At 46.8% G+C, this 17,058-nt stretch carries 17 protein-coding genes; 1 reads left to right on the forward strand and 16 read right to left on the reverse strand.

The annotated features are described in order from the left end of the window. Nucleotides 1–86: 86 nt before the first annotated feature. Nucleotides 87–635 carry a hypothetical protein gene (locus ACQKMP_RS04705; RefSeq protein WP_379422211.1) on the forward strand — a complete coding sequence of 183 codons (549 nt, stop codon included), beginning with the start codon at nt 87–89 and terminating at the stop codon, nt 633–635. Nucleotides 636–1,101: 466 nt separating this feature from the next. Here ACQKMP_RS04705 and ACQKMP_RS04710 read toward each other — a convergent pair whose 3' ends face one another. The 16 genes from ACQKMP_RS04710 to ACQKMP_RS04785 form a co-directional block, all read right to left on the reverse strand. Beyond that, a complete protein-coding gene (locus ACQKMP_RS04710) occupies nt 1,102–2,355 on the reverse strand; it encodes a stalk domain-containing protein (protein WP_427468901.1) in 1,254 nt (417 codons plus the stop codon). 158 nt (nt 2,356–2,513) lie between these two features. Continuing rightward, entirely contained in the window at nt 2,514–3,464 is a 951-nt protein-coding gene (locus tag ACQKMP_RS04715; protein WP_042186741.1) for a nucleoside hydrolase, read from the reverse strand. A 42-nt stretch (nt 3,465–3,506) separates the two neighbouring features. Continuing rightward, a complete protein-coding gene (locus tag ACQKMP_RS04720; protein ID WP_042186739.1) occupies nt 3,507–3,815 on the reverse strand; it encodes a hypothetical protein in 309 nt (102 codons plus the stop codon). A 118-nt stretch (nt 3,816–3,933) separates the two neighbouring features. Next, on the reverse strand, nt 3,934–5,115 hold the full coding sequence (locus ACQKMP_RS04725; protein ID WP_427468902.1) for a MalY/PatB family protein: 1,182 nt from the start codon (nt 5,113–5,115) through the stop codon (nt 3,934–3,936). Nucleotides 5,116–5,241: 126 nt separating this feature from the next. Continuing rightward, complete coding sequence (locus ACQKMP_RS04730; RefSeq protein ID WP_379422217.1) at nt 5,242–6,312, reverse strand: dihydrodipicolinate synthase family protein; 1,071 nt, start codon at nt 6,310–6,312, stop codon at nt 5,242–5,244. After that, nucleotides 6,312–7,328, reverse strand: coding sequence for an NAD-dependent epimerase/dehydratase family protein (locus ACQKMP_RS04735; protein ID WP_427469212.1), 1,017 nt, complete (start codon nt 7,326–7,328; stop codon nt 6,312–6,314). Before ACQKMP_RS04735 ends, ACQKMP_RS04730 begins: the two co-directional genes overlap by 1 nt. A gap of 498 nt (nt 7,329–7,826) precedes the next feature. Then, a complete protein-coding gene (locus tag ACQKMP_RS04740; protein ID WP_427468903.1) occupies nt 7,827–7,955 on the reverse strand; it encodes a hypothetical protein in 129 nt (42 codons plus the stop codon). Nucleotides 7,956–8,277: 322 nt separating this feature from the next. Next, complete coding sequence (locus ACQKMP_RS04745; RefSeq protein ID WP_427468904.1) at nt 8,278–10,047, reverse strand: IlvD/Edd family dehydratase; 1,770 nt, start codon at nt 10,045–10,047, stop codon at nt 8,278–8,280. Nucleotides 10,048–10,096: 49 nt separating this feature from the next. Then, a complete protein-coding gene (locus tag ACQKMP_RS04750; RefSeq protein ID WP_427468905.1) occupies nt 10,097–10,936 on the reverse strand; it encodes an amidohydrolase family protein in 840 nt (279 codons plus the stop codon). 12 nt (nt 10,937–10,948) lie between these two features. After that, complete coding sequence (locus ACQKMP_RS04755) at nt 10,949–11,848, reverse strand: fumarylacetoacetate hydrolase family protein (protein WP_341061700.1); 900 nt, start codon at nt 11,846–11,848, stop codon at nt 10,949–10,951. A gap of 20 nt (nt 11,849–11,868) precedes the next feature. Beyond that, a complete protein-coding gene (locus tag ACQKMP_RS04760; protein WP_427468906.1) occupies nt 11,869–12,639 on the reverse strand; it encodes an SDR family NAD(P)-dependent oxidoreductase in 771 nt (256 codons plus the stop codon). A 17-nt stretch (nt 12,640–12,656) separates the two neighbouring features. Next, nucleotides 12,657–13,547 (reverse strand): SMP-30/gluconolactonase/LRE family protein, encoded by an 891-nt coding sequence (locus tag ACQKMP_RS04765; RefSeq protein WP_427468907.1) that lies wholly within the window; start codon nt 13,545–13,547, stop codon nt 12,657–12,659. A gap of 21 nt (nt 13,548–13,568) precedes the next feature. After that, on the reverse strand, nt 13,569–14,330 hold the full coding sequence (locus tag ACQKMP_RS04770) for an SDR family NAD(P)-dependent oxidoreductase (RefSeq protein ID WP_427468908.1): 762 nt from the start codon (nt 14,328–14,330) through the stop codon (nt 13,569–13,571). Nucleotides 14,331–14,354: 24 nt separating this feature from the next. Further along, nucleotides 14,355–15,011: an RraA family protein gene (locus tag ACQKMP_RS04775; RefSeq protein ID WP_052404229.1), complete on the reverse strand. Its 657-nt coding sequence runs from the start codon at nt 15,009–15,011 to the stop codon at nt 14,355–14,357. Between the two features lie 42 nt (nt 15,012–15,053). Continuing rightward, complete coding sequence (locus ACQKMP_RS04780; protein WP_042186718.1) at nt 15,054–16,058, reverse strand: Gfo/Idh/MocA family protein; 1,005 nt, start codon at nt 16,056–16,058, stop codon at nt 15,054–15,056. Then, nucleotides 16,058–17,056: a Gfo/Idh/MocA family protein gene (locus tag ACQKMP_RS04785; protein ID WP_231573416.1), complete on the reverse strand. Its 999-nt coding sequence runs from the start codon at nt 17,054–17,056 to the stop codon at nt 16,058–16,060. Before ACQKMP_RS04785 ends, ACQKMP_RS04780 begins: the two co-directional genes overlap by 1 nt. Between the last annotated feature and the right edge of the window lie 2 nt (nt 17,057–17,058).

Here is a 17,058-nt window from a genome sequence, read left to right on the forward strand (position 1 = left end):
TTACTGGTCTGAACCATTAATTTCCAGTATAATGCTTTATTGTAAGCAAACACAACTCATGCAGAACGCTTGAAAGGAGCCAAAAGATGAGGAAAATCATCCTAAATTCACTCATTATACTAATATTCATATTTGTTACAGGCTGTACATCTAATGCCGATACGGTTGATACACCGCTGTACTCAGGGAAAAGCTTATTTATAGGTGTTGTTGGCGAGGTCCCTAAAATAAGAGAAGAACATGTGTACTTCACAAGTATTTCTTTTGAGGAGTTAGAAGATTATTCAAAGCTCTCCTCCCAATATGATGCTGTAGTTATTACGAAAGAGCATCTGAAAGAAGCGGACGACAACAAGTATGTTAAAGTATACACAAATGCAGGTGTTCCTTTCTTCTTTATTGGAGCTACGAAATCATTTATGCCGTTTGTTCTTGAAGACGTATCGTATGAGCACTATTCTTTAACAAATTTTAATAGTGATATGTATGTTACTTGCTATCTTCAAACTGGTGAAACATATAAAACTTGGGGATACGGGCTTTACAACGGCAAAGTAAATGAACCCAACATTAAAGATGTATACTCACGGATGTTCACTACCATCGAGTCCATCAAGAATGGTACGTATGAATAGGCTTATCCCCCTCCGTAAGAGAAAGATCATTTATGCCGTAAAACCTATAAATTCCGATCCATTTTAGATTTCATATCCCAAACTCCTCTATCTCCTGCACCCAGCCAATGAAATTGTGATGGGAGATGGCAAAGGAGATATATAGGGAAAAACTCCCTATATTCAGGATGATTTCTTCACAATTACCCAGTTATGCCGAATTTCTCCCTCTAATACGGGGAATTTTCTAAAAAACGATGATATCCGCTGAAATATAGGGATAAATTCCCTATACTCCACCTGTACAACCCTAAAATACAGAATTTATAGGGAGGATTTCCCTATACTTTAATAGATCTATTCCATACTAGCTTTATGTGAGAAAGATAAGGATAATTTATTGCGCAGCATATATTTTTTTCTTTTTAAGAAAAAAAAGGCTGCCAAATGGCAGCCCTTTTCTTTTGATAACGTATCATAATTCCGCCTACAACTCCACCGACTTGCCCATCTCATTCCAGACAGGCTGTCCAATCAAGCCCACACGCCAGATTGCAATCCCTTTAAGACCATAACGTTTAGCAAGTCCAACCTTGGAATATACTGATGTTTCATTCTCACTGTATACGGAAATACCGAGAATCAGCTTATCCTTACTCACTTGCTGAAGTGCAAGCCGGATGCCTTCATCAACTAAACTCATCGGCTCTGGAATTTTTTTCTCTTGCAAATAATCATAAGCCATAATGACCAAATCGTCTGCGAGGCTTCCCAGCGTCTTGTAATCATAACCTTTATAAGAGCTGTTTAATGGATGAAGAATAACCGTGAGCTTAAGACCTGCTGCATGTGCTTTTTGAGACAAATTCTTCACAAAAGCATTATAATCGGCTTGCACCTTTGCTTTATCTCCCGTTAGACCCAGTCCTTCGAGATCCAGCGTGATGCCTTGGAATCCCTTTTGTGTAGCCAGATCAACGATTCCTGTAATCGTCTGCTCTTGAAGCGTTTTATCTTCCAGATTCTTCGTGAGCTCCGCTGCAGTATCACCAGAAAAGACCATCAGATAAGGCGCTGTACCACCTGCTGCTGCATTCGAGACAATAGACTCTGGGGTTACATCCCCAGCTGCTTGAGGCCATCTAAAGTCAGTGCCTGTCGTGGTGAATTGTCCACTTTTATCAATCCCGCTCCACCCAAAAGCTACAGCATCAAAGCTAGGAAGTAACGAAATTTCACTGTATGAGCTAAGCGCATAAAAGCCCAGCTTATACATATCCGTCTTTGGTGAAGTGATCGATACCGTTTTGGTTGCTTGATCCCATGCTACGCCCGCACCAAACTGCTGGCCGAAGAAGCTAAGTGGAATCATCGTGTTATTACGGATCGTTTGCGGGGCAACCCCTAGCTTCACAACTTCGCCGTTTACGCCTGCATTTTTACTACCAAGGGTCAACGTTACCACTTTAGTACCCGCTGTATCCGTCTTGGTCGCGGTAATTTTCTTAAGTGCTTGATTCCACTCTACGTTGATCCCCAGCGCTTCTGATATCGCCCGGAATGGAACCATCGTTGTTCCGTTCATCACAACAGGCTCTACTGGAAACGGTAGTGCATAACCATCCAGCACAATACTAACTCCACCTGCGGGTGCTGCTTGTGTAGTGTTTTGGAATAATGCCGTGGTGCCGCCTAGCGAAATCGCCAGGCATAAAACCAATTTGCCAATCCGTTTGTTCATGACTGTTAAGTCTCCCATCTTCCATAATATGAAGTGTAATCTCTTAAACTCTTTATATGTCTTCTACCATTTTACCAAAGATTATCCAATTGTAAAATTAATAGATTGTCATCTATGAGCTTCGAAATTATTTTTCATATTAGTAGAGGTCGACAAAATTACATAAACACGCTCAAAAAGGTTCCCACTGCTCGTTCAACATCTACATCCACAGCAACTTGTATGGGTTTACCCACTTTTGGCTGAGCCCGCAAATCCGCTACGACCATTCCCGATGTAAACTCACCTTTGTGCTCCACACGAACATTCATTTCTTTATAGGTTACTAGATCTGGTTGCAGCGCAACCATAAGCGCGAGCGGATCATGCAGCGGTGCACTGTTAATCAAAAAGTTCGCTTCACGATAGAAATTAAAATAATGAGTGAGCGATTGTTCCATAAACGAAATGATCGCTTTATTCTCTTCACGTCCAAAACGGTTTAACAAATCGATATGCTCTTGGGTAATCCGCGTCTTAAGCGTAACGTCTAAACCCACCATCATAACGGGAAGTCCAGATGTAAATACATGATCTGCAGCTTCAGGGTCTCCAGCAATATTCGCTTCTGCAACCGGTGTTCTATTGCCGGGATTGAAGATCGTACCGCCCATCACTACTACTTTTTTCAAAGTATTCTTAATACCAGGATCCATATCAAGCGCCATCGAAAGGTTGGTTAGATGTGCCAGTGTAACTAATACAATTTCTCCGGGATTCTCATTAGCCATCCGAACAATAAACTCAGATGCAGTTTCGCTAATGGGACGCTGGCTGGATGGAGCAATTTCCACATTACCAATACCGTTCTCACCATGCACATGAGTGGCGTAGCCTGAGTGCTCACGAACAAGTGCCTTGGATGCTCCAATAGCTACAGGAATCTCATAACCAGGCTTAGCAAGCTCAATCAGTCGCAGTGAATTGTCCGCCGCCTTGTCGACATCAATATTCCCAAAAACGGTTGTAATTCCTTCTACAATTACGTTTGGAGCGCGTAAGGCATATAGAATTGCCAGTGCGTCATCAATTCCTGTGTCTGCATCAATAATAATTCGTGTTTTGCTCATTTATGTTCTCTCCCACCCTGCAATGTCGTATGGATTATCATATCACGGCCTACCCGTACGCTCAATTTTATTCATTTGCTGTTCTTTAAAAGTATCAATAAAGCTTTCAGGATCACACTCTACCAAATAAGTATATACACCCTTACTCGTGTACAGATAGAACATCCCCTCTGAACCTCCCATTGAGCGATAGGACATATCTAAAATATCTTTTATTGGAAATTCACGATGACGAGTCACGACTCTATCTTTGTACAAATACATTAAGCGATTGCATGTAATACTTCGTTGTTCTCCATCCTTAATTTCTCGCTGTATCTTATAATACGGAAGCTGAGCTACCCATTTCATTTGAAGTCCTCCTGCTTGACGTAATGGACTCCATTTTATTATTCTTTTTACCTTTTTGCAAAATAAAGAAGCTCGACGATCCCCTTAGAAGGAATCATCAAGCTTCAGTAATTACCTTTTATTTCGCAGTATAAGCTAGAGCTGCTCGGCAAAAGCGATCTAACGCTTCAACTAGAATAGATCTAGGACAAGCCAGATTGATCCGCAGATGACCTTGTCCCTCAATTCCAAAGACAGAGCCTTCATTAAAAGCAACTTTAGCCTCTTTGTACATCAGCTGTTTAAGTCCATCTATATCCAGATTCAGACCGCGACAGTCAACCCATAGCAGGTATGTGCCTTGCGGATGCATCACTTGGACCTGCGGCAAATGCTCCGACAGATAGCTAATCGCATAGTCCACATTACCGGACACGTACTCTAAAAGCTCATCCAACCATTCTTCTCCATCATTATAGGCAGCTTCTACTGCACCTTGGGCGAAGTAGCTAGCCATATGTAAACTCAAGGCTTTCATTTTTCGATCAAATTTAAGCTTCAATTCCGGATTGGAAGAAACGATAAAAGAAGATTGTAACCCCGGTAGATTGAAGGTTTTGGTCGCGGCAAGTGTGGTTAGTGTAATATTCGCAATTTCCTCAGATAAGGATGCAAAAGGGATATGCTCATAACCTGGAAGCGCCAAATCACAATGAATCTCATCAGAGATTACGGTCACTCCATAACGCAGACAGAGCTCACCAAGCTTCAGCAGCTCTTCTCTTTCCCATACTCTACCACCCGGATTATGCGGACTACATAAAAGCAGCAGCTTGGCTCCACCTTGCATCAGCCCTTCCAATTGCTCATAATCCATCTCGAAGCGTCCATTACGAATAACAAGCGGATTCTTGGCGACCTTGCGATCATTCATTTGGATGACGTCATAGAAGGGATAATAGACTGGCGACTGCAAAATAACCTCGTCCCCCGGCTCGGTAAACAGCTCTACAGCAAAACTTAAGGAGGTTACGATTCCGGGAGAATCCGAAATCCATTCCGGTTTAATTTCCCAATCATGCCGTCTTCTAAACCACGACGTGATAGCTTCTTTATAAGAGTCACTAGGTACACTGTATCCGTAAACCCCTTGTTCTGCGCGGCGCAGAATCGCTTCCTTCACTGCAGGAGGACTTTCAAAATCCATGTCTGCCACCCAAAGTGGCATAATATCCTTCTCACCAAACAACTTTTCGGACTGGTCCCACTTGTAAGAACGTGTATTACGGCGGTCAATTACGCGATCGAAATCATACTTCAATTAAAGTCACCTCATCCTTATAAACTTGTCCCTTATTGTATCATGAGGCGGAGGATATCGCACTCTGGATAAGAAAGAACGCACTTGTCGAAAGTGCGCCCTCCTTAACTCTTATACAACTACGTGTTATTGCAGCCAATCTTCCAAATGCGATGCCACAAATCCATCATCCACTAGATGGGGATAGTCTCTGCGCACTCTGTTGATTTCCTCCACTTGCCCCGGGGATAATCGTTCCTCCTGATTTAGACACCATAAGCCTTCAAGCAATCCTTGATGGCGAAGCACTTCATGAATACCCGGGATACAGCCATGAAAATGATGCGCGGGATCAAATATCGCCGCATTGCTATCCGTCACTTCAGCCCCAAGCGTCAACCAATCGGATGCCAACGAGGGTTCACTTCTGACCTTTTTAATCTCATTAAGCAGCTGTACTGCTTTGCTCGTCCAGACTGCCCAGTGACCGAGTAGGCCGCCGACTATTTTTTTCTCAACGGGCTTGCCGTTCACCATAAATCGGAAGGTCGTGAGCAGATCGCTGACAATATTATCGTCATTTCCGGTGTACAGAGCAATTTCTTCGCTACGGCTGGATTCAAGCACTGCTCTGACTACATCCAGCGTCTGATAACGATTGAACGGTGCCATTTTGATGGCGATTACGCCTTCTATTTCAGCAAATGCCTTCCAAAAATCAAAACTTAAAATCCGTCCTCCCACCGACGGCTGAAGGTAGAAACCAAATACCGGAATCACATCCGCCACTCTGCGTGTTCGTTCCAGCAGTTCTTCCTCGCTTAAGTCTTGCAAGCCTCCCATACTGAGCAGTCCTGATTCATAACCAAAGCTTGCAGCAAGGCGCGCTTCAAGAACAGCCTGCTCCGTCCCACCGCAAATACCCGCTACTTTCATGAATGGCCGATTTAGCTGGGCAAGCTCCACCTCTTCCGCAGCTAGACGTAACACAGGTTCCAGCAGCCCTACTTCTGGATCCCTGATCTCGAATTGAGTAGAATGCACGGCAACCGCGACTCCACCCGCCCCGGAAGCAACATAATATCGGGTAAGTGCCCGTTGACGTCGCTCATCCAGCTTGCGCTCTTTAGTTAAGGCGAGAGGATGTGCGGGAATAGCCAACCCATCATGAAGCGCGGCATGTAATTCCGAAGTCAAAGGTACTCTTGTCAGTGTCATTAATATTTGCCCTCCCGCTCCTGAAAATGCGTGGGTTTATTCCAGGTTTCTCCGCCTTGCCCTACCCAATCGCCAATCCAGTCGATCATTTCGGCCAGCGATACCCGCGGATAGCCAAAGGTGGCAGCTGCTTTCGCTGCATTACTTAGCAGTGCAGTAGGTGCTTCTGCACCTGTAAAAATCGGCTCAACGCCTAACTTTCGGCCGAATTCATTCGCAGCCCAGCGCAGGGACAATGTCTCAGGCCCAGTAATGTTCATGACATTAGGCGGCGAACTGCAACGCAGCAGTGCTCGCAATGCGATTTCATTCGCATCCCCTTGCCAGATCACATTGGCATGACCCATTGTGATATCAATGGGAAGTCCCTCCCTGACCGATCGAGCAAGCTCCAATAACACACCATACCGCAGATCAATGGCGTAATTCAGCCGATAAATGAACATCGGCGTTCCATTTTTATGAGAGAAATGTTCAAATATACGCTCACGGCCCAGACAGGATTGCCCATACTCCCCGTTCGCGTTCGGAGAAGTTCTTTCCGTTGCGCCTCCTTGGCTGACCGGAGTAAAAGGGTAAACGTTGCCTGTCGAGAATACAACCATTCGTGAATTACGGAACCGTTCCGCAACGCGGCCCGGTAGATAGGCATTCATCATCCAAGTGAAATGTTCATTCCCGGTCGTGCCGAATTTATTCCCGGCCATATAGAGAATATTTTGGGTTTCAGGGAGTGCCTGCAGCGCCTTATCGTCAGACAAATCGGCGGAGATAATCTCGACCCCGGCCTCTTCAAGCTCTCGTCTCAGCTCCTTATTCGAGAAGCGGGAAACGCCGATAACTTTCTTGTCTAGCCCCGCTTGGCGAATTGCATTCACCGCTAGCCTTGCGAGACTGGGTCCCATCTTGCCCCCCACGCCTAGTAGCATAATATCTCCATCGAGCTGGCTAAGTTCCTCAATCAGGGCTGCCGATGGACTTGCCAAGCGCTCCTCCAACTCTTGAACGGTTCGCATCATTGAACTCTCCTCTCCATTGACTCAAGTTTGTTGCTTTTACCACAAAAGACCTCATAGCTTGGTATAATCGGACACGTTGCTAGCTGTAATTGAAAGCCAGGCTAGCTGAGATTAGAAACTAGCTTGTTGTGATCGGAAACCAAGCTAACTACAATCGAAAACTAACTAGCTACATTCACAAACCAGCTTGCTACAATCGAAAACTAACTCCCTGGTTGCAGAATGTGCAATAGAATTTCCAAATTCATCGCTAAAAAATGAATCTATTGCACTTCATACATCAGATTCCTGCTATAAGCTCGTTTAGTGGTGATTATCTGAAATTTCATTGCACAAAGTGCAATAGAATCAAAATCCATCCACTCTAGAGCGGAATCTATTGCATAAAATGCAATCACTCAAAGCAAAGCAATCATCTCTTTCAAATCAATCAAAGCAATAGACCAAGCTCAGTCCAGCCTATCCAGTTCAGTCAGACAATCTAGTAAACTCATACTAACTTTTGTCGTTGTGTAGCTTAGGCGCTTGCCTTGTAATCCGCCGCTTGGCCTCATTCTCTTCCAACACCTTCAGCCCTAAGCGCCTCGCGGAAATATCCAGCTCAATTTCGTCGCCATCCTGCACAAGGTCGCAATTCCTCCGATAGCCGCTTCCGAAGCCGCAGATACGTACAATTCGTGCGATATTTGCGACATGCGCGACACGTACGATTCGTGCGATATAAGTGTATTTCGTACACTTATATCAACTCCTGTTCCCGTAGATGGCAATTTAGTTGTACTATCTGCAATTAATAATCCAAAATGAGGCTAAAAACAGCGATTTGATAAGATTTAACTGTATGAAGTGCAATTAAAGTCCAAATGAGACGATTACGATATACTGTAGTTGTATAAAGTGCAGCTATTTTATCTTCACAAGCATTGGATTATTTCAGTCTCGGCTTTTATTTCGAGTGCACCGATTCCCTCTCGCTCAGCAACTCTTCTCTAAGCTCAACAGGGAGAAGAAAGTCAAAGTCACAACCGAGATTCGCTTGAAGCACACGCTCATGAAACAGCAAGCCATACCCTCTGTCGTAGTGCGGCTTCGGCGCTTGCCATGAGACCCTACGTCGTGCCAATTCTTCATCCGACACCTTCAGCTCCAAGCGCCTCGCGGAAATATCCAGCTCAATTTCGTCGCCATCCTGCACAAGCGCCAGCGTACCACCAACAGCAGCTTCCGGCGCCGCATGTACAATCAATGCGCCATAGGAAGTACCGCTAATCCGCGCGTCTGAGATGCGTACCATGTCGCGTATGCCCTGCTTCAGCAGCTTTTGTGGAATCGGGATTTGCCCGATCTCCGGCATCGCTGGAGCACCCTTGGGACCTGCGTTTTTAAGCACTAGCACACTGTTCTCATCCACGACCAGATCAGGATCATCGATCCGCTTATTTAGATCGGCCGGGCTCTCGAACACTACTGCGCGTCCGATATGCTTTTTGAGATGAGCGGATACAGCGGTTTGCTTGATCAGCGCCCCATCCGGCGCCAGATTCCCGCGCAACACAGCAATTCCACCTTGGCTGTCGAGTGGCTCCTCCAAGGTACGAATCACATCTCCGTCAAGTGTTGCCGCCTGAACCAGATTTTCTGCAACCGTTCTGCCTGTTACAGTCAAACAATCCCCATGCAGCAGCAGCTCCAGCTCCTTCATCAGCGCGGGTACACCACCTGCCTCGAAATACTCCTCCATCTGATATTTGCCCGAAGGACGCAGGTTCAAAATAAACGGGGTCTGACTACTGATCCGGTCAAATGTCTCTAAAGGCAGCTTCATCCCCAGCCGCTGGGAGATCGCTATAAGATGGATGATAGCGTTCGTCGATCCGCCGCTCGCCATCGTAACTGTGATCGCATTCTCTATCGCCGCTGCAGTCATGATGTCGCGGGGACGAATGCTCTGGCGAACCAGCTCTACGATCTGCTTGCCCGTTCGCTCGGACATATGCCTGCGTCTGCTGTCCGGCGCCGGAATAGCCGCACAGCCCGGTAACGCCATGCCGATCGCTTCGGCGATCGAGGCCATCGTGCTTGCTGTACCCATCACCATGCAGTGACCGTCACTACGGCAAATTGCATTCTCTGCAACAGCCAGCTCTTCGTCACTTATATTTCCGGCTTTATGCTCCAGCGTAAAGCCATAACAATCCGTGCACGCTCCAAGGCTACGCCCGCCCAATCGGCCATTTAGCATAGGGCCACCTGTCAATACAATGGCTGGAATATTGGCGCTAGCGGCTGCCATCAGCTGAGCGGGTACCGTTTTATCGCAACCCCCAAGAAGCACTACCCCGTCAATGGGATGCCCCTTCATCATTTCTTCCGTATCCATTGCCATCAAATTACGCAGCAGCATCGTTGTAGGCTTCACATAAGGCTCACCAATCGAAATCGTCGGGAATTCCATCGGCACTCCCCCTGCCTGCCAAACACCACGCTTCACGTAATCCACCAATTCATTAAAATGGGAATGGCATTTATTCAGCTCACTAAACGTGTTGCAAATGCCGATCACTGGCTTGCGGAGATCTTCTTCGGTGTATCCCATAGACTTCGTGAAGGAACGATGGATAAATCCCCATAGATCTTTTTCCTGAAAATAAGCCTCGCTCTTCAACTTACCGCCTGATTCAGCCACACTCTCCTCGCTGTCCCTGCACTCCGCCATGACCCCATCTCCTTTTAACAACCTCGCTTATAGACCAAGCATAAATGTTTTAGATAAAACCAATAATTTCCGGTGTTAGACGATGTATTATGTCCTCAATATATTTTTGCGGTATTTGTGGCAGCTTCGTTCCCTCCACTAGATCATTGATATGGTACAGAGCATCTAGCATCTTCTGTGTCCCAAAGAACGGATAATCCGACCCAAACAATATTTTATCTTGAACTCCATATTCCATCGCAGACACCAGTGCATTGTAAAATTGCCAAGGTCTACTTCCTAAAGCAGAAACATCCATATACAGATTAGGATGCTTGCGCACCAATGAAATACATTCATCAATCCATGGATGACCCATATGTGCCACAATCATCTTCAGCTTCGGAAAAGCACGGGCAATCGGGTCCAGCATCGCCGGCCTTGATGCATCCAGATAACCCTCCGGTACAAAAGAGGTTCCTTGATGCCAAAGAATAGGTACATCTAGCTGTTCTGCTTTGGCATAGAGGGCATAATGCCTGGGATCATCAGGATAAAAGTTCTGATAGATAGGCGCAAGCTTCAGCCCTTTTAATCCCATCTCACGGATCGCAGTCTCAAATTCAGTAACACAATCCAGATGATTGGGATCTACACTCGCAAAACCGAATAATCGATCCGGATCCGTGCGACAGTAATCTGCGACATAAGCATTCGGCACAACCAGTCCCGTTGCATGCGCTGCCATGGCCAATACGATTGCACCAGAGAATCCTTCCAAATTACTACGATGTTGCTCGGGGGTTGCTTCGATATTCATATCCGGTCCCCAAGCCCGTTTGATCGCCTCATCCGTAGGTCCCGAAACCATTCCCGGTCCAAACAAATGGGTATGACAATCGAAGATCATCCCTACTCCCTCCTATTCGCTAACCATCGTATTTGTAATGGCACCAAGCTTCTCAATCTGCACCGTGACCACATCACCAGCTTGCAAATAGACCTGATCCTCTGGAGGGTAACCCATCACTACGCCTTCTGGTGTTCCAGTCAGGATAATATCCCCCGGCGAAAGCGTCATACACTGGGATACATAGCTGACAATCTGTTTGCAATTAAAAATCATGTCCGAAGTGTTGGAGTTCTGACGCAGTTCACCATTCACCGTACACTGAATATCGAGCTGATTGGGATCGCCTACTTCATCCGCAGTGACTAAGTAAGGCCCAATGGGTGAAAATTTATCGCAAGACTTTCCCGCTAGCCATTGACTCGTCCGCATCTGTAAATCTCGCGCCGACAAATCATTAGCCGTACAATACCCGAAGACATAATCCAGTGCATCTTCCTCCGTCACATATTTCGCGGTTCGTCCGATGACGATGCCAAGCTCTGCCTCGTAGTCCACCTTCTGGCTGTTCCTCGGAAGCGGAACTTCTGAGCCATGTCCAGTTAGTGTATTGTTAAATTTATTGAACAAGATGGGATATTCCGGAATGGCCATCCCAGTCTCTTCCGCATGCCGGCGATAATTAAGGCCAATACAGATGATTTTTCCAGGATCAGTAACACAGGGACCGAATGCTAATTCATCTTCCTGCTTCAGCCAGGATGGATTCACTTCTCCTTCAGGCAGCTCATTCACAAAAATCCTCAGTTGGTTAAGTGCATCCTCCCCACCATCAAGCAATTGCTTAACCGTTACTGGAACCTCCGTCCGAGTGGATAATGCAGTCTGTGCCGCCTCAATATCCACCACACCATGGTCGGTTAGAACGCCCATATGATCATCTTCTTTTTGCAAAAAGGTAACTAGCCTCATCTATAAAACTCTCCTTCACTTTATGCATTTTTTCCGAAGACAAGGCCACCATCCACATATAGCGGCGAACCCATTACAAACCCGGACTCATCGGAAGCTAGAAATAGTGCAGCTCGTGCCACATCCTCAGGTTTGCCAAGCTCACCGCTAAGCTGTCTACGCTTAATGGCCGCAACCGAAGCCTCTGGATCCAGAGAAGTCTTCAAATAACCTTCTACAAACGGAGTCATAATCGTACCTGGTAGCAGCGCATTTACACGAATGCCGTAAGGTGCATAATCAACCTGCATTGCTTTAGTTAAAGATAGAACAGCTCCCTTAGAAGCACTGTAGGAAGCTCGCTCTGCGACTCCGATTTCGGCGATGCCAGAGGACATATTAATGATAGAACCCTTCTTGGTCTTCATCATATAAGGGAGGACAGCCTTGCAGGTTAAGAACACACCCGTCACATTAACCCGCATGACCCTCTCCCATACTTCCTCGGAAACCTCATGTACCGCACCCACGCCACTGATTCCTGCATTATTAAAGAGCACATCGATACATCCAAAAGTATTAAAGACTTGATCAGCCATCACGGTAGTACTGCTAGCATCGGTTACATCACAGGGTATGAACATCGCATTTCCACCCGTCGCCTCTATTTCAGTGACAGCGGCTTTTCCTGAATCCTCTTGGACATCGGCAATGATTACTGTCGCTCCTTCTGAAGCGAATAAAGCAGCCGTGCTTTTTCCAATTCCCGAGCCAGCTCCGGTTATTATGATGATCTTATCTTTGAGTCGCATCGCTTTGCCTCCTCTTCCTACTCCTTAGCCTGAAAGTTTCCCGGCAACAAGCCAGTCATCCCGGGCTTAGCCATAAACAAACCGCCTGCAAACGGATAATCACGTAACTCTTTCTCGTGCATCCCTATCCTTGCAGTTGTAATGTAGAGTTCCGTTAGATCACTGCCTCCAAAAGTACACGAGGTCACCAGTGGTGCTGGAACTCGAATGAGTCCAAGCTGCTCACCCGTCTCCGGGTTCCATCGTGATACACAGCCGCCGCCCCAGTGGGCGACCCAAAGCATGCCTTCACTATCTATTGTCATTCCGTCCGGATAGCCAGTTGTTGTAGGAATTCGGAATGCTAATCTTCGGTTACTTATCCTTCCAGACTTTTCCTCGTAATCAAATACATCCACTTGCCTAGTCGGCGTATCAATGTAATACATCTTGCTGTGCGAATAATCCCAAGCCATACCATTCGAACAGCCGATGCCAGATAACACTTGGCGAGCGAAGCCGCCAGACTCCACGACATAGAAGCCTCCGTCTTTCGGCTCATCATCCATACTCATCGTCCCCACCCACAGTCGGCCTTGTCGATCGCATTTGGCATCATTTGCTCTGTTGCGTGGAAGATCCGCTTCTATTGAAGTCAGCAGCACCGGAGATCCTTCAGTTTGAGAAAGGTAGACCCCATCCTCCATAGCCAATAGAAGTCCTCCTGTTGTCGTAGGAATAACTGCACTGACCATTTGGTCGAAAGAGCGAACTACTTCACCACCAGTGATCGGGTCGTATATTCTAAGCTTCTTACCCGTTATATCGACCCAATACAACTGTTTGGATTCGGCATCCCAATGCGGCCCTTCACCAAGCTCAGCCTGAGCATCAATCATCAATTCTGCCTGAACTTCTGTAATTTCCAATACGTTCACTCCTTCTTCTATTTACAGCTCACTACCATTAGCCAAATGTCCACCATCCACACGAATGGTTTCTCCCGTTACATAGGAGGCTTCATCAGAAGCCAGAAAAAGAAATACATTGGCAGCTTCCCTTATCGTTGCCGCCCGCTTCATCGGTGTATGCTCCGAATAAGCCGGGAGCTTCGAAGCTTCGCGCAGCTTGCGGTCGAGGGGTGTATCCACAAATCCCGGTGCTACTGCGTTTACCCGGATACCATAAGCCGCCAGCTCCACTGCCATCGATTCCGTTAGCAGTATAACAGCAGCCTTAGAAGCATTGTAATGCGCGAGCTCCGAGCTTGCTGATAGACCATTTTTGGAACTCGTATTTATAATGGCGCCTCCGCCACCCTGAGAAATCATTTGTCTCGCTGCAAGCTGACCTATTAAATAAACCGCCCTTACGTTGATATCAAATACTGCATTCCAATGCTCAACCGAGATGTCGAGAAAGTGTTCACGAAAGGCGATTCCGGCATTGTTCACTACAATATCTATCCCACCGAACCTTTCAAAGGCTTGGGCAACAGATTGTTCTAACTGTGAGACATCGCGAAGATCACATATCTCTACTGCAGCTTTTTCACCATAATCCTTCAAGGTTTCAAGTGCAATAAGAAGCTCCCCCTCACTTCGGTCCAGCAACACCACCTGAGCGCCTTCTTCCAGAAATCGATGGGCGATCCCCAGTCCAATTCCTCTTGCTGCACCTGTGACCAATGCTCTTTTGCCAGCCAGCCTCATGTACATCACTCCCTCGGATCTTGTTCAGAGCACACCATATTTATCGTAGACCTGCCGCAAGGTATATCCTTCGAGCAGTTCATCCCGTGTATGATTCTCGCGAGTCACCTTATCCATAGCTAATTGGAACACTTCATCGATGATGGCGCCCGGAATCACAACGATACCATCACGATCACCAAAGATTACATCTCCGGGATGGACCATTACGCCACCGCATAGCACCGGAATGTCATAGTCGATAACAATTCCACGACCTTGAGAATCAACAGGTTTGGTCCCGGTAGCAAAGACAGGAAAACCAAGCTCCAGAATTTTAGCAGTATCACGGATTAGTCCATCTACAATGGCTCCGCGGCCACCTCTCATTTTGGAAGCCGTAGACAATAGCTCTCCCCACAGTCCGTTCTGCCGCGATTCATTCGTACAGCCGATGACAATCTCACCGGGCTTAACGCTGTCCACCGCCTCAATCTCCTTCGTGTACGGATCTTCCGGCAAATGATGAATATCCACAGACAGAATGGTCTTTGCTCTTCCGGCAACGATCCAGGTAGGATCTATCGGGTTGATATTTTCCCGCATCACCTGATTACGATAGCCCAATTGATCCAACGTGTCAGAGATTACCGCAGAGTAGAGCTTTTCACACATGCTATCGAACAATTCCTGATCCTTCATAGGCGGTTCCATCCTCCTCAAAGTTTTGTACTTACAGCATCCTCATTTAATTAAACGCACGGGTTGGCCTGCATGAGCAGATTGATAAGCAGTAAGTGCAACCTCTGTGGATCGGAGTCCATCTATTCCTGAAATCGGTACCTCCACCCCTTCTAGAAGCGCCTGTACAAAAGCCTTTAGCATCAGTTCATTCATGTCATCTCCCCAGAAGGACCAGTTCCCTTTGCCAGATGCTCTTCCGTATACATTGTTTTTTTGGTTAAAAGCATCTATGGAGATGACACCTTTAGTTCCAATGATTTCTAGGGTCACATCCCCCCATATGGGGAAGCCGGGATTGCGTGACCAGCTAGGATCCAGCACTCCGAACACACCATTCTCAAAAGTTACATGCACCATTCCAGCATCATCGATCGTCCGCTTGCGCTCTGCATCAAATAAGGTATCCGCATAGGCATACACCTGTTCTACAGAAGAACCGGAGAACCAGTTCATCAGATCCATCACATGCACAGTGTGATCTAGAACAGCACCGCCTCCCGATAGGGCTTCATCAGAGAACCATCTAGGTCCCGGAAAAGAACCTCTGTTAGTTCCTTTAAAAGCAATAATTTCACCAATATCGCCGCGATCTAGTGATTCCTTAGCCCGAACAACCGGAGTGAGGAAGCGGCAAGGAAAGGCTGTCATAAGCTGTACTCCCTCTTCAGAGCAGACCGAAATCATGCGTTGCATTTCTTCCACTGACAGACCTAGCGGCTTCTCGCACAGTACATGCTTGCCCGCTCGGGCTGAAGCGATGGTTAGCTCAGCATGATAGACATTTTCCGAGCAAATAATTACGGCATCTATATTCGCATCTTCCAGAAGTTCCTTGTAGTTAGCATAATAGGGAATCGAATGACGTTCTGCGAGCGCCTGTGTGCGCTCTGGCACCTCATCAGCAATTCCACTGACCGTCACTTCAGACATGTGCAGTAAACTTGCCAAATAGTCAAAAGCATGCGCATGCGCGAAACTGATCATGCCAATATTCAAACGGCTCATTAAATATCCCCCTTCACTTCAAGCTTCACCGGTTGATGGGTCATTGCCGATTGCTGAGCGGCTTCAGCCCAGCGTACAGCTTCCAGCGCATCCTGTGCAGTGACTATCGGCTCTTCCCCACTTGTTAGACAGCTTAGAAAATGCTCCAGTTCCAAATAATACGGGTCCTTCAGCAGCACACTCGAAGGTGTCTCCACAAATCCCGATGTAGAGCCCGTCGTTATCGACTTGCGAATATGTAGACTTTCGCCATCCCCGGTCCCGCCTGAGATGATTCCTTCCGCATCCGCATATTCAAAAGAGGAGTGGAACGACCCTGGATACCCCCAAAATGCTTCAAGCTGTGCAATGGTTCCATTCTTGAACCGGAAAGTGGCTGAAGCATAATTTATGTCTTCCGACTGGTGCTGGAACGCATATACTTCACGGGCTTCACCAAAAGCCCCACGAATGTAGTCAATGTCGTGAATCATTAAATCCATAATGACGCCACCGCTAAGAAATGGATCCCGAAACCACGCTTGCACGTTTCCGGGATGTGAACCCGCCCGTTTAGCATGGTATATTCCGCCTTGAACACTGCCAAGCTGCGTTATTCCCTCCGCAAGCTGTCTGTAAGAAGGAAAGAAACGAACGACATGGCCCACAAACAAATGTACACCGCGCTCGTTGCAGTAACGAATTGCTTCTTCCGCTTCCTGCGAAGTGAGTGCGAGCGGCTTCTCACAGATCACATGCGCACCATGGTAAGCCGCAATCCGTACCAGTTCTACATGCAAATAGGTCGGCACAGCAACACTGACCACCGCTGGCTTTACCTGCTCGAGCATTTCTTGTACAGATGTAAAATAGCTAACGCCCACTAAAGTTCCTAGCACCTCAGCGGCTTTTTCAACGATGTCACATACGGCGACAAGCTCAGCTTCGGGCATGGACTTGTAACGATCCGCATGAACAGTTCCCATGCCACCGCATCCAATCACTGCTGTCCTAATCAATA

The sequence above is a fragment of the Paenibacillus sp. NPDC101420 genome (assembly GCF_050277435.1).
Taxonomy (GTDB): domain Bacteria; phylum Bacillota; class Bacilli; order Paenibacillales; family Paenibacillaceae; genus Paenibacillus_AQ.